Source organism: Allobosea robiniae (assembly GCF_900102525.1).
Taxonomy (GTDB): domain Bacteria; phylum Pseudomonadota; class Alphaproteobacteria; order Rhizobiales; family Beijerinckiaceae; genus Allobosea; species Allobosea robiniae.
Window position 1 is genome coordinate 244889 of sequence record NZ_FNBZ01000006.1, and the last position, 19790, is coordinate 264678.

At 67.3% G+C, this 19790-nt stretch carries 16 protein-coding genes; 10 read left to right on the forward strand and 6 right to left on the reverse strand.

Features of this window, described 5'->3' with window-relative positions; genetic code table 11:
* Window position 1: 1 nt before the first annotated feature.
* Complete coding sequence (locus BLQ70_RS17935) at window positions 2-1915, reverse strand: peptidylprolyl isomerase (protein WP_244512071.1); 1914 nt, start codon at window positions 1913-1915, stop codon at window positions 2-4.
* Window positions 1916-2092: 177 nt separating this feature from the next.
* On the opposite strand from BLQ70_RS17935, the gene tpiA reads away from it, so the two are divergent.
* The 3 genes from tpiA to BLQ70_RS17950 all read left to right on the forward strand — a co-directional run bounded on the left by tpiA (window position 2093) and on the right by BLQ70_RS17950 (window position 5203).
* Window positions 2093-2857: a triose-phosphate isomerase gene (gene tpiA / locus BLQ70_RS17940; RefSeq protein ID WP_091859762.1), complete on the forward strand. Its 765-nt coding sequence runs from the start codon at window positions 2093-2095 to the stop codon at window positions 2855-2857.
* 141 nt (window positions 2858-2998) lie between these two features.
* The gene (gene secG / locus BLQ70_RS17945; protein ID WP_061967913.1) at window positions 2999-3412 is read left to right on the forward strand and encodes a preprotein translocase subunit SecG; all 414 of its coding nucleotides are present in this window, start codon (window positions 2999-3001) and stop codon (window positions 3410-3412) included.
* Window positions 3413-3574: 162 nt separating this feature from the next.
* Window positions 3575-5203 (forward strand): CTP synthase, encoded by a 1629-nt coding sequence (locus BLQ70_RS17950; RefSeq protein WP_061967911.1) that lies wholly within the window; start codon window positions 3575-3577, stop codon window positions 5201-5203.
* Between the two features lies 1 nt (window position 5204).
* Here BLQ70_RS17950 and BLQ70_RS17955 read toward each other — a convergent pair whose 3' ends face one another.
* The gene (locus tag BLQ70_RS17955; protein WP_091859765.1) at window positions 5205-5591 is read right to left on the reverse strand and encodes a GFA family protein; all 387 of its coding nucleotides are present in this window, start codon (window positions 5589-5591) and stop codon (window positions 5205-5207) included.
* A gap of 105 nt (window positions 5592-5696) precedes the next feature.
* Here BLQ70_RS17955 and BLQ70_RS17960 point away from each other — a divergent pair, with 105 nt between their 5' ends.
* The 4 genes from BLQ70_RS17960 (at window position 5697) to BLQ70_RS17975 (ending at window position 8849) form a co-directional block, all read left to right on the forward strand.
* Complete coding sequence (locus BLQ70_RS17960) at window positions 5697-6098, forward strand: DUF350 domain-containing protein (RefSeq protein WP_091859354.1); 402 nt, start codon at window positions 5697-5699, stop codon at window positions 6096-6098.
* 7 nt (window positions 6099-6105) lie between these two features.
* Complete coding sequence (locus BLQ70_RS17965) at window positions 6106-6726, forward strand: DUF1190 domain-containing protein (protein ID WP_091859357.1); 621 nt, start codon at window positions 6106-6108, stop codon at window positions 6724-6726.
* Between the two features lies 1 nt (window position 6727).
* A complete protein-coding gene (locus BLQ70_RS17970; RefSeq protein WP_091859360.1) occupies window positions 6728-7897 on the forward strand; it encodes a glutathionylspermidine synthase family protein in 1170 nt (389 codons plus the stop codon).
* A gap of 70 nt (window positions 7898-7967) precedes the next feature.
* Window positions 7968-8849, forward strand: coding sequence for a VOC family protein (locus BLQ70_RS17975; protein WP_091859364.1), 882 nt, complete (start codon window positions 7968-7970; stop codon window positions 8847-8849).
* 56 nt (window positions 8850-8905) lie between these two features.
* Here BLQ70_RS17975 and mdoH read toward each other — a convergent pair whose 3' ends face one another.
* Together mdoH and BLQ70_RS17985 are read right to left on the reverse strand one after the other, a co-directional pair.
* On the reverse strand, window positions 8906-11089 hold the full coding sequence (mdoH, locus tag BLQ70_RS17980) for a glucans biosynthesis glucosyltransferase MdoH (protein ID WP_425284602.1): 2184 nt from the start codon (window positions 11087-11089) through the stop codon (window positions 8906-8908).
* On the reverse strand, window positions 11077-12636 hold the full coding sequence (locus BLQ70_RS17985) for an OpgD/OpgG family glucan biosynthesis protein (RefSeq protein ID WP_082617430.1): 1560 nt from the start codon (window positions 12634-12636) through the stop codon (window positions 11077-11079). Before BLQ70_RS17985 ends, mdoH begins: the two co-directional genes overlap by 13 nt.
* Before the next feature lie 308 nt (window positions 12637-12944).
* Between BLQ70_RS17985 and glmU the strand changes: the two genes are divergently transcribed.
* Together glmU and glmS are read left to right on the forward strand one after the other, a co-directional pair.
* Entirely contained in the window at window positions 12945-14312 is a 1368-nt protein-coding gene (gene glmU / locus BLQ70_RS17990) for a bifunctional UDP-N-acetylglucosamine diphosphorylase/glucosamine-1-phosphate N-acetyltransferase GlmU (protein WP_091859768.1), read from the forward strand.
* A 120-nt stretch (window positions 14313-14432) separates the two neighbouring features.
* On the forward strand, window positions 14433-16259 hold the full coding sequence (gene glmS, locus BLQ70_RS17995) for a glutamine--fructose-6-phosphate transaminase (isomerizing) (RefSeq protein WP_091859370.1): 1827 nt from the start codon (window positions 14433-14435) through the stop codon (window positions 16257-16259).
* Window positions 16260-16266: 7 nt separating this feature from the next.
* On the opposite strand, the gene BLQ70_RS18000 is transcribed toward glmS, so the two are convergent.
* Window positions 16267-16653, reverse strand: coding sequence for a YbaN family protein (locus BLQ70_RS18000; protein WP_091859373.1), 387 nt, complete (start codon window positions 16651-16653; stop codon window positions 16267-16269).
* Window positions 16654-16839: 186 nt separating this feature from the next.
* Here BLQ70_RS18000 and BLQ70_RS18005 point away from each other — a divergent pair, with 186 nt between their 5' ends.
* Window positions 16840-17568 carry a DUF502 domain-containing protein gene (locus tag BLQ70_RS18005; RefSeq protein ID WP_091859376.1) on the forward strand — a complete coding sequence of 243 codons (729 nt, stop codon included), beginning with the start codon at window positions 16840-16842 and terminating at the stop codon, window positions 17566-17568.
* Here BLQ70_RS18005 and recG read toward each other — a convergent pair.
* Window positions 17555-19654 carry an ATP-dependent DNA helicase RecG gene (recG, locus tag BLQ70_RS18010; protein WP_244512072.1) on the reverse strand — a complete coding sequence of 700 codons (2100 nt, stop codon included), beginning with the start codon at window positions 19652-19654 and terminating at the stop codon, window positions 17555-17557. The genes BLQ70_RS18005 and recG overlap by 14 nt on opposite strands.
* Between the last annotated feature and the right edge of the window lie 136 nt (window positions 19655-19790).

Genomic DNA, 19790 nt, shown 5'->3' on the forward strand with positions numbered 1-19790 from the left:
GTCAATTCTGCGCCCCACCGGTCGCGTTGCGGAACGCCGCATCATTGATGCTGACGCCGAGCTCGGCCTGCCGCTTCGCGACATATTGCAGCAGGATGTCCTCGCTGACGCTGGACGACAGCAGCCGCTCGAAATTCCCGGCCTCCTGCGTCGTCCGGACATAAGGCGCGACGGTCGCCGAATCGACCTTGAACAGGATGCGCCCGCCATCGGTGCCAGCGGCGGAATTGCTCTTGCCGGCGGTTGTGCCGAAGACCTGGGCGACGACCGTGCCCGGCAGTTCCGGGCGCTGGTCCTGCCGGCCGAGATCAGCAGCCGTCTCGATGGTCAGCCCGGCCGAGGCCGCGACCGCGTCGAAGCTCTCGCCCTTGTCGAGGCGCTCGACGAGTTCGCGCGCCTTGGCCGAGAGCTTCGTCGCCGTCTCGTCGGCGCGCCACTGCGTCTCGACCTCGGCCTTGACCTCGTCGAAGCTGCGCTCACGCGCCGGATCGATCTTGGTGACGTCGAACCAGACATAGCCGGTGTCGCGGGGCAGGCGAATCGCCTCGTTGTCGACGCCGACATCCGAGCGGAAGATCGCCTGCAGCGTGGGATCGCCGCCCGGCAGCGCCTCTTCGCGCGAGCCGTCGGGCTTGCCGAGGCCGGCATTCATCGGCCCAGCAGTGCGCAGCTTGAGATTGAGCTCCGTGGCGATCTCGGCAAGCGGCTTGGCGGAGGCGCGCTGGTCCTCGATCTTGTCATGCAGATCGGTCACTTGGGCAGCGGCGCGGCTCGTCGCCAGCTCCTGCTTCACCTCGGCCACGACCTCTTCGAACGGGCGCACATGCGCAGCATCGACCTTGGTGACGCGCAGCAGCACCGTGCCGAAAGCGCCCTTGACCGGAGCGCTCACGCCGCCTTGATCGAGCGCGAAGGCGGCCTCGCCTACGGCAGGGTCGATCATCTGCTCGCGGGTGAAGGTGCCCAGCGTCAGATCGTTGAAGGCGACGTTCCGCTCGGTCGCGATCTCGTCGAAGGTCTCGCCGCCGTCGATCTTGGCCTTGGCAGCCTGCGCCTCCTCGATGTTCGGGAACGGGATCTGCTGGACGGTGCGCGTCTCGACCGAGGTGAAGCGCTGGGCCTTCGTCGCCTCGTAGCGGGCCTTGGCCTCCTCGTCGGTGACCTTGGACGGATCGGCCAGCGTCTCGGCGGTGATCGAGAGAATGGCGGCCGTGCGGTATTCCGGCGCGCGGAACGCGATCTTGCGATCGTTGAAGAAGCTCTTGAGCTGGTCCTCGCTCGGTGCCGCGATCTCGCCGGCCGCGCTCGCCGGCATGCGGGCGAAGGTGATGGCGCGCTTCTCGTTGCGCAGGCGATTGCCGACTTCCTGCAGCGCGAGCGGGGCGGAGAAGCCGCCCACGACCATCTCCGAGATCTGCTGGCGCAGGATCGTCGAACGCTGGAGCGCGACATAGCTCTGCTCGGTATAGCCGTTCGTGCGCAGCAACTCGTTGAAGCGCGCCGCGGAGAACTGGCCGGCGGCGTCGCGGAAGGTCTGGTCGTCGAAGATCAGGTTGCGGATGGTGTCGTCGGACACCGCCAGCCGCATGCCCCGAGCCGTCTGGTCGAGCGTCGCTTCGGTGAGCAGGCGCGACAGCACCTGCCGATCGAGGCCAGCCGCACGCGCCATCTCGGGCGAGATCTGCCGGCGCTGCTGGCGGATCAGGTTCTGGATCTCGTTCTGATAGGCCGTGCGCATCTCCTCGAGGCCGATCTCGGTCTTGCCGACCCTGGCGACCTCGTTGCGGCCGTAGCCGCGGAAGATGTCGCCCACGCCCCAGATCGCGAAGGAGATGATGAGGAAGCCGAACATGATCGCGATGACGAGCTTCCCAAATAAGCCCTGACCCGCCTTGCGGATGCCCTGCATCATCATCGAAGCTGTCTTTCCCTGAACCTGTCCGTGGCGCGGGAGCGGGCCCGCGCGCGCAATTCTCGGCGCTGCTTATAGGAACCGATGGCGAAAGCCGCAATCGTCCTGCGGCTTTGCACGCGATTGCGGCGCCGGCCGGGCGTTGCTAGAGCCGAAAGAGCTGATTTCAGGAGGATGGACGTGACGCGCAGCATCAAGCCGTTGGTGGCAGGCAACTGGAAGATGAACGGGCTGAAGGCCGACCTCGCCATCGCGGCCGAGGTGGCCAGGGGCTACGACGCGGCGTTGAAGCCGGCCGTCGACCTCGCGATCTGCCCGCCGGCCAGCCTTCTCTTCGCCGCGACCGCCGCCCTGATCGGTTCGCGCATCGCGACCGGCGGCCAGGATTGCAGCACGCAAGGCTCCGGCGCTTTCACCGGCGAAGTCTCCGCGGCGATGCTGGCCGACGCCGGCGCGAGCTTCTGCATCACCGGCCATTCCGAGCGCCGCACGCTGCATGGCGAGACCAATGCGACGGTCAAGGCCAAGGCCGAAGCCGCGCAGAAGGCGCTGCTGGTGCCGATCGTCTGCGTCGGCGAGACCAAGGACGAGCGCGAGGCCGGCAAGGCGCTCGCCATCGTGAAGAAGCAATTGCGCGGCTCCGTGCCGGACGGCGCCACTGCCGCGACGCTCGTCGTCGCCTATGAGCCGGTCTGGGCGATCGGCACCGGTCTCACGCCGACGGCGGCCGATGTTGCCGAGATGCATGAAGCGATCCGCATCGAGCTCGGCCGGCTGCTCGGCAAGCAGGCGGCTGCGGGCGTCCGCCTGCTCTATGGCGGCTCGGTCAAGCCCTCGAATGCCACCGAATTGATGGGTGTCCCGCATGTCGATGGCGCCCTCGTCGGCGGCGCCAGTCTCAAGGCCGAGGAGTTCCTAGCGATCGCCCGGGCCTGTGCCGGTTGAGCATTCCTGTAAATCGGCCGGCGCGCAGGGGTGGCGCTGCCGGCTGGCGCATGTTATGTGCCGCGCCGAATTCGCCTCGATTTTCGAGGAGGAGCGGGTGGCCCTTGGCGGCGGCCCGCGCCATGCCCATTTCGTGAGACCATGCAGAACGTTCTCATCGTCATCCACCTGATCATCGTCGTCGCGCTCGTCGGCGTCGTGCTGCTGCAGCGCTCCGAAGGCGGCGGCCTCGGCATGGGCTCGGGCGGGGGAGGCGGCGTCGGCGGCTTCATGACCGGCCGCGGCCAGGCCAATGCCCTGACCCGCGCGACCGCGATCCTCGCCGGCCTGTTCTTCCTGACCTCGGTCGTTCTGGCCGTGATGGCCACGCGCGGCCGCGTCCAGCGCTCGATCATCGACGGCGCGCCTGCGACCTCCGCTCCGGCCACGCCCGGCGCGCCGGCCGGCCCGAGCGCCCCGAATGCCGGCGGCGTGCTCGACCAACTCCGCCAGATGCAGAACCAGAATCAGGGCGGCGCACAGCCGCCGACGCCGCCAGCGGCGCCGCAGCAGTAACCAGGGCAGGGCCGGGAAACCGGCCCTTCTCTTTTGTGTGATGCAGAAGGCTCAAGGCCGGGTGACCGGCCTTCTCTTTTTGTGGACAAGCGCGCAGAGCAAGGCGGGACTGCTCTGCTGGCGCTTAGCGAATCGAACCCGTGGCGATAGAGGTGTCCTCCCATGACGCGGTATGTTTTCATCACCGGCGGCGTGGTGTCCTCGCTTGGCAAAGGCCTGGCGGCGGCGGCTCTCGCAGCCCTTCTCCAGGCACGCGGCCACACGGTTCGCCTGCGCAAGCTCGACCCCTACCTCAATGTCGATCCGGGCACGATGAGCCCGTATCAGCATGGTGAGGTCTTCGTCACCGACGACGGCGCCGAGACCGATCTCGACCTCGGCCATTACGAGCGCTTCACCGGCCGGCCCTGCAACCGGGGTGACAACATCACCACCGGCCGCATCTACATGGACATCCTGACCAAGGAGCGCCGCGGCGACTATCTCGGCGCCACGATCCAGGTCGTGCCGCACGTCACCAACGCCATCAAGGAATTCATCCTGACCGGCAACGAGGGCTACGACTTCACGCTGGTCGAGATCGGCGGCACCGTCGGCGACATCGAGAGCCTGCCGTTCCTGGAAGCCATCCGCCAGACCAATCAGCAGCTCCCGCGCGGCCAGTGCATCTTCGTGCACCTGACGCTGCTGCCCTATATCCCGACCGCCGGCGAATTGAAGACCAAGCCAACCCAGCATTCGGTCGCCGAATTGCGCTCGATCGGCATCCAGCCCGACATCCTGCTCTGCCGCACCGACCGCGAGATCCCGCGCGAGGAGCGCCGCAAGCTCGCGCTGTTCTGCAATGTCAGGGAGACCGCGGTCATCGAGGCCCGCGACGTCGCCTCGATCTATGACGTGCCGCTCTCCTACCATGCCGAGGGGCTCGATAACGAAGTCCTCGCCGCCTTCGGCATGGATGCCAAGCCCGAGCCAGACGTCACCAACTGGAAGCGCATTTCCGAGCGCGTGAAGAACCCTGAGGGCGAGGTCACCATCGCCGTCGTCGGCAAATACACCGGCATGAAGGACGCCTATAAGTCCCTCATCGAGGCGCTGACCCATGGCGGCATCGCCAACAACGTCAAGGTCAATCTCGACTGGATCGAGTCGGAGGTCTTCGAGAAGGAGGACCCGGCGCCCTTCCTCGAACATGTCCACGGCATCCTCGTGCCCGGCGGCTTCGGCCATCGCGGCGCCGAGGGCAAGATCAAGGCGGCGACCTTCGCGCGCAACCGCAAGGTGCCCTATTTCGGCATCTGCTTCGGCATGCAGATGGCGGTGATCGAGGCGGCGCGTTCGCTAGCCGGCATCACGGATGCCAATTCGACCGAGTTCGGCCCGACCGAGCAGCCCGTCGTCGGCCTGATGACCGAGTGGATGCGCGGCAACGAGCTGGAGCAGCGGGCGGCCAATGGCAATCTCGGCGGCACCATGCGGCTCGGCGCCTATGCCTCGACGCTGGCAGCCGGCTCGAAGATCGCCGAGATCTACGGCTCGACCGAAATCTCCGAGCGCCACCGCCACCGCTACGAAGTCAACATGGGCTATCGCGAGCAGCTCGAGGCGAAGGGCATGCGCTTCGCCGGCCTCTCGCCCGACGGCCTGCTGCCCGAGACGGTCGAGTATCCCGACCATCCCTGGTTCATCGGCGTGCAGTACCATCCCGAGCTGAAATCGCGTCCCTTCGAGCCGCATCCGCTCTTCGCCAGCTTCATCGAGGCGGCGAAGGCCCAGAGCCGCCTGGTCTGATTCAGGACTCTGCGAGCTGCACCGTCGCCCAGGGCAGGCGGTGCTGCTCGAACACCGCCTTGCTCGGCCCGGGAAAATCCGGGTCGGCGAAGGCGCCGATCGCGACCGCGACCATCTCCGGCTTGCGCGACGGCTCCCAGAACACCGTGCTGCCGCAGGCCGGGCAGAAATGGTGCAGCACGCGATAGCCGCTATCGGCCGGGCGCTCGTAGTCGTTGAACTGCCCGGTCACAGTGATGTCGCCGCGCGCGAAGAAGGCCGCGACGCCATAGGCGCTGCCGGTCCGTCGCTGGCAGTCGCGACAATGGCAGAGCGAGACGCTCACGGGCTCGCCGGTGCAGGCGATGCGCAATTGCCCGCAACTGCAGCGGGCCTCCCGGGTCGTCATGCGGCGCATCCTCCTTTTAGATGACGGCTTGTGCGGTTTTCACGTTAGCCTGACTATGTGGCATCGTTGACTGAGAGTCTTCGCATCGGCACGGGGGCAGGGCGCATGACGATCTCGATGGCGGGCCTGCCCGCATTCCTCCTCTATTTCGTCGTCGGCGTCGCGCTGATCGCCGCTTTCGCCGCGGTCTACCTCCGCCTGACCGCGCATGACGAAATCGCGCTGATCCGGGCCGGCAACCTCTCGGCCGCGATCGCCTTCGGCGGCAACCTCGTCGGCTTCGCCGTGCCGCTGGAGAAAGCGATCTCCCAGGCCAGCAGCATTCCCGACTGCGTGCTCTGGGCGGTGGCGGCGATGATCATCCAGTTCGCCGCCTACGGCGTTGCGCGGGTCGCGATCCCCGATTTGTCGCGCAAGATTGAGGAGGACCGTCTGCCGGCCGCCGCGATGCTGGCGGTGATCGCGGTGATTTCGGGCACGCTGGCCGCGGCCAGCATGACGGCGTGAGGCGGCCATGAAGCGCTCCTCGCAGATCGGTCTCGCTGCCGTCGGCGTCATCCTCGTCGCTACCGTATGGTCGATGACATCAGACGATAAGGAGGAGAACCTCGTCTACAACAGCCTGAGCGATTGCCGGGCTGCCGGGCAGCTCACCGCCCAGCAATGCGAGACCGCCTTTGCCGAGGCGACCGCCGCGCGGCTCAAGGATGCACCGAAGTTCCAGAGCCAGAGCGCCTGCGAAACGCAATACGGCGCCAGCGGCTGCAGCTCAGCCAGCATCGGTGGCGCCCAATACTTCATCCCGGCGCTGGCCGGCTTCATGCTGGCGCGCGGCCTCTCCGGCGCGCAGGCGCAGGCGCAGCCCCTGATGCCGCCAACCGCCGCCACTTGCCCGCCGGGCTCGACGCTGCCGGAATGCCAGCAGGCGCGCTCTTCGTCCTCGGGCTCGTCCGGTGGCAGCGGCTACTATGGCGGCAGCAGCCGTTCGCGCGCCTATTCGACCACATCCGGCCGCAGCATCACGGCGGCCTTCTCATCCGGTTCCCGCGGCGGCAGCGCCTCGACGACCAGCACCTCCTCGCGCGGCGGCTTCGGCTCGATCGCGCGCTCCTTCTCCTCGCATTCCTCGTCCTGAGATGCGTCGCGTCGCGCTCTCCCCGCGCCCGGACTGGACCGAGCAGGTCGAGCGGCTCGGCTTCGCCTTCCACACCATCGACGGCGAGACCTACTGGGACGAGAGCGCCGCCTTCGCCTTCACGCTGGAGGAGATCGAGCGCGATATCGAAGGGCCGACGGAAGCGCTCGAACAGCTCTGCTTCGCCTTCATCGAGAAGGCGCTCGACAGCGAGGAAACGCTGACCAGGCTCGCGATTCCCGCCGAGCACTGGGACTATGTTCGCGAAAGCTGGCAGCGCGGCGACCGCAACCTCTATGGCCGGCTCGATCTCGCCTATGATGGGCACGGGCCGGCCAAGCTCCTCGAATACAACGCCGATACCCCGACCGCTCTGTTCGAATCGAGCGTCGTCCAGTGGGACTGGCTGGAGCAGGCGATGGCGCGCGGCGCGATCCCGAAGGGCTCCGACCAGTTCAACTCGCTGCACGAGCGCCTGATCGCGGCCTTCGGAGCCTTACGCGAACCCTCGCCCTATCGCCTGCACCTGACCTGCGTGCAGGATAGTCCCGAGGACAAGGGCACGGTCGACTATCTCGCCGATTGCGCGGTGCAGGCCGGGCTCGACGCGCGCTTCACCTATATCGAGGAGCTCGGGCTGCTCACGGACGGGCGCTTCTGCGACGGCGCCAACCAGCCGATCGAGACCCTTTTCAAGCTCTATCCCTGGGAATGGATGTTCCGCGAGAGCTACGGCAGCGCGCTCGCCGGTTCACGCTGCCAGTTCATCGAGCCGCCCTGGAAGGCCGTCCTCTCCAACAAGGGCCTGCTCGCCTGCCTCTGGGAGATGGAGCCCGGCCATCCGAACCTCCTGCCGGCCTTCTTCGAGGGCGATCCACGCTGCGCGACGCTTTCCGCCCGGCATGTCCGCAAGCCGCTCTATTCGCGCGAGGGGGCCAATGTCACGCTGCTGGAGCGCGGCCGCGTGCTGGACAGCGACGACGGCCCCTATGGCGCCGAAGGCCATGTCCTGCAGGATGCCGCGACCAACCTGTTCTCGTCCGAGGGCAATTATGCCGTGCTCGGCTCCTGGCTCGTCGCCTCGCAGGCCTGCGGCCTGTGCCTGCGCGAGGATGCCTCGCCGATCACCAAGAACACCTCGCGCTTCCTGCCGCACTATATCGAGCCCTGAACGCACGACATGACCGCGCCCTGATCTGTGCTAGCCTTGGGCTCCGATACGCCTGTCGACGGAGCCTGCCATGCCTGCAACAGCCTCAACGCCCCGCGGTCTCGACCATCTCGTCATCGGCGTCCGCGATCTCGATGCCGCCTGGCATTTCTACGAGAAGCTCGGCTTCCGCGTCGGCGCCCGCAACCGCCATCCCTGGGGCACCGAGAACCGGATCGTGCAGTTTCCCGGCTCCTTCCTGGAGCTGGTGACGATCGCCGACGACGCCGCCATCCCGCCCCATGGCGAGCGCCGCTTCTCCTTCGGCGCCTTCGTCCGCGAGGCGCTGGTGGGGCAGGGCGAGGGGCTCTCGATGCTGGTGCTGGAGAGCACCGACGCCAAGGCCGATGCGGCCACCTTCAAGGCACAGGGCATCGGCGATTTCGAGCCCTTCTTCTTCGAACGCCGGGCGAGGCGGCCGGATGGCAGCGATGTCCGCGTCGCCTTCGAACTGGCCTTCGCCGCCGATTCGCGTGCGCCAGAATGCGGCTTCTTCGTCTGCCAGCAATTCGAGCCGCAGAATTTCTGGAATCCGGAATTCCAGCATCACCCCAACGGTGCCACCGCCCTCTCGGCCGTCGTGATGCTGGCCGAGGAGCCCGCCTTCCACCGCGCCTTCCTCTCGGCCTTCAGCGGCGGCGCCGAAGTACTGGAGGGCAACGAGGATTACGTGCTCGCCCTGCCGCGTGGACGTATCGACGTGCTCGATCCCGAAGCCGCGCAGGGCGCCTATCTCGTCGAGCCCGATACGACACCGGCGCGCTTCCTCGGCTTCTGCGTCTCGGTGCCCGATCTGGAAGCCGTGGCGGAGCGGCTGACCGAGAACGAGGTGTCGTTCCAGCGCGGCGACGAGCGGCTCTTCGTCCCGGCCGAGGAAGCCTTCGGCTGCATGGTTGCGTTCGAGCAGGGCTGAAGGCCGCCCTCAAGCCGCAAGAAGTCATTCCGGGCTTGCCCGGAGTGACGAAGTTCTCAGCCCTTCGCCTCGACCGGCGGCAGCGAGGCCAGCAATCCGATCAGCGCCCGGTCGTGCAGCACCACCATCCGCTCCTTCGGCTTCAGCCAGATCGCGGCGTCGTCGATCGTCTCGGCATCGACGAGCTTGGCCTGGGCCACCGCGCGATCGGGCTCGATCTCGCCACGCCGGCGCGATTGGCCATAGGGCAGCATCAGTTCATGGGCGTGGCGCAGTTCCGCATCGGCGTGGAGCGCCTTGATGCCGTCGGCGTCGTCGTAACCAGCCTTCTCGAACTCGGCCTGCAATTCGTTGGCGCGCGTCGCGATCGCGGGCGGGGCGCCTTCCTCCGGCGTCATCAGGAGCTTATGGCGCTTGAGCCAGAGGCCGATCGCGAGCTGGCCCGAAGCCCATGACAGCGGGATCGCCAGCACAAGGCCGACGATCGTCGGGGACATCCAGGCGAAGAGCGAGGTCGCGATCATGAAGGCCGAGAGGCCGGTGACGACGCCGAGTACGGTATGGGTCCGGTGCCGGCGGATGATGTCCTTCAGCGGGATCGAGCCGTCGTCGCGCCGCTGCGGGTTCCAGCCGGTGTCGCGCCCGAGCAGGATCTGGAAGACCGAGCCGGACTGGATCAGCATCATGATCGGCGCGAAGAAGGCCGAGAACAGAACCTCGATCAGCGCCGAGACGATCAGGCGGATCGCGCCGCCGCCGGCCTGCCTGAGCTTGTTGTTGAACAGGGTCAGCAGCAGGCCGAACAGCTTCGGCGCCAGCAGGATTCCCATGGTGATTGCGAACAGGCGCAAGGCGCGCTCTGGATCGAACCGCGGCCAGACGGGGAAGAGCGTGAATTCCTGCGTGAAATACTCAGGCCGCGCGTAGTTGACCTGCAGCACGATCAGGATGCCGACCACGAGCTGCATCAGCCAGAGCGGCGAGGCGAGATAGCCCATGATGCCGGTGGCGAAATGCTGGCGCGTCGGCATGACGAAGCCCTTGCCGCCCATGATCCGCGAATGCTGGAGATTGCCCTGGCACCAGCGCCGGTCGCGCACGGAGATATCGATCAGCGAGGGTGGGCTTTCCTCGTAGGAGCCCGTCAGGTCCGGGAGCATGTAGACCGACCAGCCGGCGCGGCGGATCAGCGCCGCCTCGACGAAATCGTGGCTCAGCACATGGCCGCCGAAGGGCGGCTTGCCCTTCAGGTCCGGCAGGCCGCAATGGTCGGCGAAGGCCTTGGTCCGGATGATCGCGTTGTGGCCCCAGTAATTGCCGTCGCGGCCGGACCACATCGCGAGCCCGGTCGCGATGACCGGGCCATAGACCCGCGCCGCGAATTGCTGCAGCCGGGCGAAGAAGGTGTTGCGGTTGATGATCAGCGGCAGCGACTGGATGATGCCGGCATCGGGGTCGTTCTCCATCGCGGCGGTGAGGCGCACGATGCAGGTGCCGGTCATCAGGCTGTCGGCGTCGAGTACGACCATATGCTCGTAGAGCCCGCCCCAGCGCGTGACGAAATCAGCAATGTTGCCGGCCTTGCGGTGATGGTTCTTCGGCCGGTGCCGGTAATAGACCCGGCTGTTCGGGCCGAGGCGCTCGCGCAGCGCCAGGAAGGCGCGCTCCTCCGCCACCCAGACATCCGGGTTGGTCGTGTCGGAGACGATGAAATAGTCGAAATGATCGCCTAGGCCCGTGGCCTCGACCGATTCGCGGATCGCCGCCACCGCCGCGAAGATGCGGGCCGAAGACTCGTTGTAGATCGGCATCACCACGACGGTGCGGTGCTTCAGCGTTTCGGCCCGGTCCGCCCGGCCCGCGCCGAACATGACGCCGAAGAAGCCGAGCAGCGCGCTGGTGAAGGCGAGCGCGATCCACGAGAAGTTGATCGTGAACAGCACGAGCAGGGCGTACTGCAGCGAGGTCGTGCGGCTGACCGACACGACATTGTACATTTCCCAGGCGCCGAAGCCGGTGAGCACGAGCCCGCCGCCGAAGACGAAGAGGCGCTTCAGCCACGGCGTCTTCCAGTCGCGCGGTGCCGCCGGGGCACGGCGATCCGAATCCGCCCAGCTCCGGAACGACTGCACCGGCATGACCAACGGCTCTTCCGGAGGCGTGGCCGGCTCGCGAGCCGCGCTGTAGCCGCGCTGTTCCGTTTCCATGGCGTCGCGGCGGGTTGCCGTTACCAGGTCCATCGATTCAACCAGGTCTCAGAGACGGGCTGGCCGCCCGATTGCAGGACGAGCCGGAGCTCGGAGAGATTGTCGTTGCCGGGATCGACCTCGAAGCCGACGCGCATCAGCTTGCGCTCCGGATAGGGCCAGAGGCGAACGTTGTGTACGGCGCCGGGCTGGGCCGTGATCGTCGCCCGCGTCGAGGCGATCAGCGCCGCATCGGCCAGCTTGTCGCCGGTGAACTCGACGATGAAGCGCCGCCGGCGCCCCTGCGAGCCCTTGCCTTGCCGCGAACGGGTGGCGAGCGCCAATGGCGGACGCTCCGGCGGCTGCCAGCACCAGGCCTGGCGATAGCTCAGCGAGGTCTCGCTGCCGGCGGCAAGCGGCTGCTTCGGCCGCCAGTACATGATGATGTTCTTGTTCGGCTCGGAATCGCTGGGGATCTCGATGAGCTGCACCGAACCCGCGCCCCAGTCGCCGAGCGGCTCCATCCAGACGCTCGGCCGGAGCTCGAAGCGCTGGTCGTCGTCCTGGAAGGCGGCGGGGTCGCGCTCGCGCTGGACCAGGCCGAAGCCCTTGGGATTCTCGTCGACGAAGGAGGAGACCTGCAAGGTCGCGGGGTTGTTGACCGGGCGGTAGATCCACTCGCCGCCACCCGACTGCATCTGGACGCCCGAGACCTCGCCGATCGAGGGGCGGATATCGTCGAAGACGCGCCGGCTCTGCGGGCCGGACAGGAAGGTCGCGCTGGTGCAGCCGAAGCCGACATGGTCGAGTGCCTGGCGCGCGAACAGCGTCATCTCGACATCGACGAAGGTGACGTCGCCCGGCCGCAACGTCATCCGCACCGCGCCGGCGACGCTCTCCGAATCGAGCAGGCCGTGAATCACCAGCGAGCCCACCGCCGGGCTCGGCCGCTCGATCCAGAACGCCCGGAAGAACGGCAGTTCCTCGCCGCGCGTCTCGCCGGGGCGCAGGATCAGCGCGCGCGCCATCGCGCCGAAATTCTGGCCGCGGGCGAGGGCGCGGAAGAACGTGCCGCCCTGGAAGACCGCGACCTCGAAGGGGCGTTCCAGCCCGGCGGCGATCCGCATGCCGGAGAACTGCAGGTCGGCATTGCCCGTCGGCGGCGCGACCCGTCCGTAATCGAACTTGCTGCGATCGAAGCCGATGCGGCGCACCGTTCCCTCTTCGATCGTGAACAGGCTCACCGGATTGGAGAAGACATAGCCGCGATGCAGAGGCTCGACGGTGAAGCCGCGATTCTCGCCGGCCCAGACCGTGGCGCCCGGCTGCATCCGGATGCCCGCATACTGATCGGCGGGCAGGGCGGCATAGCCCTCCGGCAGGTCGTTCGCGGCAAGCGGAATGAGTGGGCGCTGGGCCAGAGCCCTGGCGGCGTCGACCACCAGCGCGGGGTCGAAACGCTGCCCGTCCACGAGGGAGGGGATGTTGAAGGAAGCTGCGCCGGTCGGCGCTTGCGCTGCGGCCGGGCCGGCCAGCGAGAGCAGCGCGGCGCCGCCGGCGGCGCCTTCCAGAAACTGCCTACGATTCAACGGTGTCGACATGGGATCCAAACTACGCGGCGACGCCCTCGCCCCTCGCGCTTCTAGAGCATTTCCAGTTCGCCTGAAAAGCCTTTCCGATCGGGAAGATGCACGTCTTTTGGATGGTGCGATCCTGCGAATTCAGGCCGGAGCCGGCCCGCGGCGGCGGCCGTCCTCGGATGGTGCCTTTTCGCCGCGATTGAACTTTGGCAAAAGGCGAGCGGATCGGCTATCCACGGCGCCTGCGACGCCGGCATGCGTGAAGTCGATTGTGATGGGCGGACCGTGGTTCAGACATGCCTGCAGGGGAAACGAGAAACATGACCGAAATGCAGTCGGCCCGATCCTGCCTCGCGATCGTCCTGGCCGCCGGAGAGGGCACCCGCATGAAATCGCGGGGGCCGAAGGTGCTCCATGCCGTGGCCGGCCGGTCACTGCTCGGCCATGCGCTGGCGGCGGTTTCGAAGGCTGGCGCGGATGCCGTCGCCGTCGTGATTTCCTCGGAACGCCCCGAAGTCGGCGAAGCGGCGCGCAAGCAGCTTCCGCATGCGCAGATCGCCATCCAGCACGAGCGCCGGGGCACCGCCCATGCCGCGCTCGCCGCGAAGGCCGCCATCGCGGCCGGCCATGACGACGTCATCATCGCCTTTGGCGATACGCCGCTCGTGCGTCCCGAGACCTTTGCGGCCCTCCGTCGCGGTTTGAGAGAGGGCGCCGCCGTCGTTGCGCTCGGCTTCGTGGCCAAGGACCCGACGGGCTATGGCCGCTTCGTCGAGAAGGACGGCCATCTCGAGGCGATCGTCGAACACAAGGACGCCACCCCGGAGCAGCGCGCCATCACGCTCTGCAATGCCGGGCTGATGGCGCTCTCCGGCGCGCACGCCCTCTCGATCCTGGAAGCGATCGGCAGCCACAACGCCCAGGGCGAGTTCTATCTCACCGATGCGGTCGAGGTGGCGCGCAAGCGCGGGCTCGACGCCGTCGCGCTGCGGGCGCCCGAAAGCGAGGTCCAGGGCATCAACGACCGCACGCAGCTCGCTGCGGTGGAAGCGGAGTTCCAGCGGCGCAAGCGCCTCGCCGTGATGCTCGGCGGCGCGACACTGATCGCCCCGGAGACGGTCTTCTTCAGCTATGACACGCAGATCGGCCGCGATGTCGTGATCGAGCCGAATGTGGTCTTCGGGCCGGGCGTGCGTGTCGATGACGGCGCGGTGATCCACGCCTTCTCGCATCTGGAGGGCGCCACGGTCGGTGTCGATGCCAGCGTCGGCCCCTATGGCCGCCTGCGGCCGGGCGCGAAGCTCGCGGAGAAGGCCAAGGTCGGCAATTTCGTCGAGGTGAAGGCGGCCGATATCGGCCCCGGCGCCAAGGTCAATCACCTCACCTATATCGGCGATGCCTCGGTGGGGGCGGCCGCCAATATCGGCGCCGGCACGATCACCTGCAACTATGACGGTTTCAACAAGTCGAAGACGACGATCGGCGCCAATGCCTTCGTCGGCTCGAATTCGTCGCTGGTCGCCCCGGTGACGATCGGCGAGGGCGCCTATATCGGCTCCGGCTCGGTCATCACCGAGGACGTCGCGCCCGATGCGCTCGCCATCGGCCGCGGCCGGCAGGTCGCGAAGGAGGGCTGGGCGGTGACCTTCCGTGCTGCCGCTGCGGCCCGGAAAGCCGCCAAGAAGGCAGCCGAATAGCGCGGAATCGCGGCGGATCGGGCCATCCGCCGTTCACAGTTCGTCATGTAGATTGATTGGGCATGCGCGCCGATCGCGGCTATGCGCTTTGCCGACATCAATCGCTGGAGGGGTTCGCCCATGTGCGGCATCGTCGGGATTCTGGGCAAGGAAGCGGTTGCGACGCAGGTCGTCGAGGCGCTGCGGCGGCTTGAATATCGTGGCTACGATTCCGCTGGCGTCGCGACGCTGGAAGGTGGCCGGCTCACCCGCCGCCGCGCCGAGGGCAAGCTCAAGAATCTAGAGACCCGCCTCTCGAACGAGCCGCTCGAAGGCCTGGTCGGCATCGGCCACACCCGCTGGGCGACCCATGGCAAGCCCAACGAGACCAATGCCCATCCGCATGCGACACCGAAGCTCGCAGTGGTCCATAACGGCATCATCGAGAATTTCCGGGACCTGCGCGCCGAGCTCCAGGCCGACGGCTACGTCTTCGAGACGGAGACCGACACCGAGATCGTCGCCCATCTCGTCACCCGTGAGCTCGACCGCGGCAAGATCCCGGTCGATGCGGTTGCCGCGAGCCTGCCGCGCCTGCACGGCGCCTTCGCGCTCGCCTTCCTGTTCCAGGGCGAGGAAGACCTGCTGATCGGCGCTCGCAAGGGCTCGCCGTTGGCCGTCGGTGTCGGCGAGGGCGAGATGTATCTCGGCTCGGACGCGCTGGCGCTCGCGCCCTTCACCAATCTCATCGCCTATCTCGAAGAGGGCGACTGGGTCGTGCTGCATCGCCGCGGCGCGACCTTCTACGACAAGACCAACAAGCAGGTGGAGCGCCGCGCCCAGCGCGTCGCCGCCGGCGCCTTCCTGGTCGAAAAGGGCAATCACCGCCATTTCATGGCCAAGGAGATCTACGAGCAACCCGAGGTCGTCGGCCATACGCTGACGCAGTATCTCGACATGGCCAACGGCAAGGTGCGCCTGCCGTTCGGCGACCAGATCGACTGGAAGAACCTGTCGCGCCTGACGATCAGCGCCTGCGGCACCTCCTATTATGCCGGCCTTATCGCGAAATACTGGTTCGAGAAACTGGCGCGCCTGCCGGTCGAGATCGATGTCGCGTCGGAGTTCCGCTACCGCGAGGCGCCGCTGCCGGACCAGGGCCTAGCGCTCTTCGTCTCGCAGTCCGGCGAAACCGCCGACACGCTGGCCGGCTTGCGCTACGCCCGTCAGAACGGGCAGGTCATCCTGTCGGTCGTCAACGTGCCGACCTCGACGATCGCGCGCGAGAGCGATGCGGTGGCGCAGACGCTCGCCGGCCCCGAGATCGGCGTCGCCTCGACCAAGGCCTTCGTCTGCCAGCTCGCCGTCTTCGCGTCGCTGGCGCTTGCCGCAGCCCGTGCCCGCGGCACGCTCTCGGCGCAGGACGAGGTCAGCCATGTGCAGAACCTGATCTCGCTGCCGGGGCTGATGGCTCGGGCGCTGGAGCTGGAGCCCGAGATCGAAAAGCTCGCGCGCGAGCTCTCCAAGGCCAAGGACGTGCTCTATCTCGGTCGCGGCACGAGCTTCCCGCTCGCGCTGGAAGGTGCCCTGAAGCTGAAGGAAATCAGCTACATCCATGCCGAAGGTTATCCGGCAGGCGAACTCAAGCACGGGCCGATCGCGCTGATCGACGAGGACATGCCGGTCATCGTCGTCGCGCCCCATGACGCGCTGTTCGAGAAGACCGCCTCCAACATGCAGGAGGTCGCTGCACGCGGCGGACGGATCATCCTCGTCACCGATGCGAAGGGTGCCGCCGAATGCGGCATCGAGCCGGAAGCGACGATCGTCATGCCGGACATGGACCCGACCTTCGCGCCGATCGTCTACGCGCTGCCGATCCAGATGATCGCCTATCAGACGGCGGTTTTCATGGGCAAGGACGTCGACCAGCCGCGCAACCTGGCGAAATCCGTCACGGTGGAGTGACGGCGGCTCAGGCTTCGGGCCGGGTCGAAACGTAGAGGCCCGCGCCGATCAGACACAGCGCCGCCGTCGCAAGAGCGATCGGCGGCGCACTCGTTTGCGTCAATAAGGCGAAACTCAGCGCCATCGAACCGCAGGCCAGGACTTTCGCTCTGCGGGCGATGGCGCCGGTCTTCCGCCAGCGCAGGACATGCGGCCCGAGCCTCGGATGTCCGATCAGCCAAGCCTCGAATCGCGGCGAGGATTGCGAGAAGCACCAGGCCGCCGCGATCAGGAAGATCGTGCCGGGCATCAGCGGCAGGATGAGCCCGACGACGCCGAGCGCCGTGAATACCCAGCCCGCAGCGAAGAGCAGCGGCCGTGACCATCGGCGTCGCGGCTGATCGTCCTCGCTCACGGCCTTACCCTTGCTTGCGCTATCTCTTTGTATTGTCGCATTTTCTTCTCGCGAACCGGTACCCACTTCGCTCGAAAATGCTCTGGGGGCTGGCGGATGGCGCCGCCTCGCTTATCGTGTCATATCGCGGCCCATGCGAGCCGCCGCAAGCAGGCGGGAGGTCGCGCCGGTGTTCTGGGAGAGACGATGACAGCCGGCCCGCCCGATCCCCGCCTCATCCTGCCCGCGGAAATCCTGCGCCCGACCTGGGGCGCTCGCTTGCGCCGCTATTTCCTGACCGGGCTCGTCATCGCCGCACCGCTCGCCATCACGGCCTCGGTGACCTGGTGGTTCGTCAATTTCGTCGACGGGCTGGTGAAGCCGCTCATTCCGAATTCCTACCTGCCTGATTCCTATTTGCCCTATCCGATCCCGGGTTTCGGCCTGGTCATCGCGCTGATCGGGCTGACCCTGCTGGGTTTCCTGACAGCCAATCTCGTCGGGCGCTCGCTGATCCGCGCCGGCGAGGCGATCCTCGACCGCATGCCGGTGGTCCGCAGCCTCTACAAGGGCGTGAAGCAGGTCTTCGAGACCATCTTCTCGCAGTCGGGCACCTCATTCCGCAAGGTCGGGATGGTGCAGTTCCCTCAGCCGGGCATGTGGTCGATCGTCTTCATCGCACAGGAGGCCGCACCCGAGATCGCCGAACGCCTGCCGATTGGTCAGGAACCGGGCGACGAGCAGATCGGCGTCTTCCTGCCCTGCACGCCGAACCCGACCACGGGCTTCTTCTTCTACCTGCCGCGGCGCGAGGTCGTCGAGCTCTCGATCTCGGTCGAGGACGGCGCCAAGCTGATCATGTCGGCCGGGCTGATCCAGCCCGGCGAAAATGGCAAGCCGAAGCTCGAGGGGAAGCCGCCGGTCACCCTGCCCTGAGCAACCTGATCGCGACGTCGCGCTCGAACAGATAGAGCAGCACCCGGATCGCCTGGCCGCGCGGTGTCTCCAGATGCGGATCGCGCTCGATCAGGAGCCGCGCATCGTCGCGTGCGGCTGCCAGCAGGTCGCCATCGATTTCCGGCCGGGCGATGCGCCAGTCCGGCGAGCCCGACTGCTTGGTGCCGAGCACCTCGCCCTCACCACGCAGGCGCAGATCCTCCTCCGCGATCCGGAAGCCGTCTTCGGTCTCGCGCATGATCGTCAGTCGCGCTTCGGCGACCGGGCCGAGCGGCCCCTTGTAGAGCAGCAGGCAGGTCGAGGCGGCCGAACCGCGCCCGATGCGCCCGCGCAGCTGATGCAACTGCGCAAGGCCGAAGCGCTCGGCATGCTCGATCACCATGACGCTGGCATTGGGCACGTCGACGCCGACCTCGATCACGGTGGTCGAGACCAGGATGCGCGTCTCGCCGGCGACGAAGGCAGCCATGGCGGCGTCCTTCTCGCGGCCGGGCATCTGGCCATGGAGCAGCCCAACCTTGCCGCCGAAGATTTCGCGCAGGGCGTCATAGCGCTCCTGCGCTGCGGCGACATCGAGCGTGTCGGATTCCTGCACGAGCGGGCAGACCCAATAGGCCTGCGCGCCGCTCTCGACCGCCCGGCCGATGGCGCCGACGACCTCGTCATAGCGCTCGGAAGAGATCGCACGGGTGACGATCGGCTTCCGGCCGGCCGGCTTCTCCGAGAGGATCGAGATATCCATGTCGCCGAACCAGGTCAGCGAGAGCGTGCGCGGGATCGGCGTCGCGGTCATCACCAGCACGTCGACCGCCTCGCCCTTGGAGCCGAGCAGCAGGCGCTGATGCACGCCGAAACGGTGCTGCTCGTCGACGACGGCGAGCGCGAGATCATGGAAGGCGACACCCTCCTGGAACAGCGCATGGGTCCCGACCGCGATATCGATCGAGCCATCGGCTAAGCCCGCCAGCACCTGCTTGCGGCCGGCGCCCTTCTCGCGCCCGGTCAGCAGAGCGAGCTTCAGGCCGGCCTTCTCGGCCAACGGCGCCAAGCGCTCGGCATGCTGGCGGGCGAGGATTTCTGTCGGCGCCATCAGCACAGATTGCCGGCCGGCCTCGGCGGCGGCGGCCATGGACATCAATGCAACGACCGTCTTGCCCGAGCCGACATCGCCCTGCAGAAGGCGCAGCATCTTCTCGGGCTTGGCCATATCGGAATGAATATCGGCGATCGCCTTGCGCTGGCCCTCGGTCAATTCGAAGGGCAGGGCAGACTGGATGCGGAAGCGCACGCCGCCATCGCCGGTGGTGGCGCGGCCGGCGATCTTCTTCTGCTGGCGGCGCACGAGGGCGAGCGCGATCTGGCTCGCCAGCAATTCGTCATAGCCGATGCGGCGGCGCGCGACGGTGTCGCCCTCGGCGGCCCTGCGGTCGACCGGATGGTGCAGGGCCTCGATCGCCGCATGGAAGGTTGGAAAGTCGCCCTTGGCGAGAAAGGCCGGGTCCTGCCATTCCGGCATCTCCGGGCAGCGCTCGGCCGCTGCCTGCACGGTCCGCATCATCATGCGCTGGCCGATGCCCTCGGTCAGCGGATAGACCGGCTCGAAGGCCGGCAGCGTCGCTGCGAGCTTGGGATCGAGGATGCGCTCGGGATGCACCATCTGGCGCATGCCTTCCCAGAGCTCCAGCTTGCCCGAGATCAGCCGGTAGGCGCCGATCGGCAGGGTCTGTGCCAGATGCCGCGAATCGGCATGGAAGAAGACGAGCGTCACGTCGCCGGTCTCGTCCTCGACGATGATGCGATAAGGCGCCTTCTTGCCGGCGGGGGCGGCGCGATGCTCGCTGACGCGGGCGGTGAAGGTCGCGACATCGCCGATCGGCGTATCCGCGATCGAAGGGCTTGGGCGCCGGTCGACCGCACCGGTCGGTAACTGGAACATCAGGTCAATGACGCGGGCGGGCCGCGTCTCGTCGCCAAGAAACTTGTCCAGAACCTTGCCGAGCTTGGGCCCGACGCCGGAAAGCGTCGTGACGGGAGCGAAGAGCGGATCGAGGATCGAAGGGCGCAAGACGTCTCGGCAATTGTCAGGAGCGCGAAGATCGCAGCCGCTTCGCCGCTGACTTCGCCGGGTTGCATCGCTATATAGCCTGCTCAGGCAGGCTCCGCGACGGGGCCGGCCCATTCGTTATTGCGCCTTCCCCCAG

Coding starts and splice junctions, on each gene's coding strand:
- BLQ70_RS17960 (WP_091859354.1), top strand. CDS start 5,697: ATGACGATCTCGATGGCGGGCCTGCCCGCATTCCTCCTCTATTTCGTC.
- glmS (WP_091859370.1), top strand. CDS start 14,433: ATGTGCGGCATCGTCGGGATTCTGGGCAAGGAAGCGGTTGCGACGCAG.
- BLQ70_RS18005 (WP_091859376.1), top strand. CDS start 16,840: ATGACAGCCGGCCCGCCCGATCCCCGCCTCATCCTGCCCGCGGAAATC.
- BLQ70_RS17975 (WP_091859364.1), top strand. CDS start 7,968: ATGCCTGCAACAGCCTCAACGCCCCGCGGTCTCGACCATCTCGTCATC.
- BLQ70_RS17985 (WP_082617430.1), bottom strand. CDS start 12,636: ATGTCGACACCGTTGAATCGTAGGCAGTTTCTGGAAGGCGCCGCCGGC.
- BLQ70_RS17965 (WP_091859357.1), top strand. CDS start 6,106: ATGAAGCGCTCCTCGCAGATCGGTCTCGCTGCCGTCGGCGTCATCCTC.
- mdoH (WP_425284602.1), bottom strand. CDS start 11,089: ATGGACCTGGTAACGGCAACCCGCCGCGACGCCATGGAAACGGAACAG.
- secG (WP_061967913.1), top strand. CDS start 2,999: ATGCAGAACGTTCTCATCGTCATCCACCTGATCATCGTCGTCGCGCTC.
- BLQ70_RS17935 (WP_244512071.1), bottom strand. CDS start 1,915: ATGATGATGCAGGGCATCCGCAAGGCGGGTCAGGGCTTATTTGGGAAG.
- BLQ70_RS17950 (WP_061967911.1), top strand. CDS start 3,575: ATGACGCGGTATGTTTTCATCACCGGCGGCGTGGTGTCCTCGCTTGGC.
- glmU (WP_091859768.1), top strand. CDS start 12,945: ATGCAGTCGGCCCGATCCTGCCTCGCGATCGTCCTGGCCGCCGGAGAG.
- BLQ70_RS17955 (WP_091859765.1), bottom strand. CDS start 5,591: ATGACGACCCGGGAGGCCCGCTGCAGTTGCGGGCAATTGCGCATCGCC.
- BLQ70_RS17970 (WP_091859360.1), top strand. CDS start 6,728: ATGCGTCGCGTCGCGCTCTCCCCGCGCCCGGACTGGACCGAGCAGGTC.